Source organism: Sedimentitalea sp. XS_ASV28 (assembly GCF_041224545.1).
Classification (GTDB): Bacteria; Pseudomonadota; Alphaproteobacteria; order Rhodobacterales; family Rhodobacteraceae; genus Sedimentitalea.
In genome coordinates this window covers 1-370 of sequence record NZ_JBGFGP010000027.1, presented here as the reverse complement: position 1 = coordinate 370, position 370 = coordinate 1, and the positions used below count along the sequence as shown (strand labels likewise).

The following is a 370-nucleotide window of genomic DNA, read 5'->3' as shown; positions in this document are numbered from 1 at the left end:
ACGTCGAGCCCCTGTTCACGAATGCGACTGGCCAGACGGGTGAAATCGCTGTCTGACGAGATGAGGACAAATCCATCGAACCGCCCGGAATGCAGGATGTCCATCGCGTCGATCTCCAGTGCGATATCGCTGGCATTCTTGCCGGTCGTGTTGGCAAATTGCTGGTGCGGAACGATCGCGAGCGCCGCCAGCTTGTCCTTGGTCCAGCCTTGCGGGCCGCCTCCGGCAACGTCGCCATAGATGCGCCGGATGCTGGCTTCGCCCAGCGAGGCGATCTCTTCGAACATCGCTTCGGCATATTTCGCCGAGATATTGTCGGCGTCTATCAGAACCGCCAGAAGCGGTGGTTTCTGCGTGTTTGTCATACCCG

Annotated in this window: 1 protein-coding gene; it reads right to left on the bottom strand. The window is 59.5% G+C overall.

What is annotated here, in order from left to right; genetic code table 11:
• Window positions 1–365: NYN domain-containing protein (locus tag AB9K34_RS00365; RefSeq protein ID WP_369952509.1), on the bottom strand; the 365-nt coding region annotated here is incomplete at its 3' end.
• Window positions 366–370: the final 5 nt, after the last annotated feature.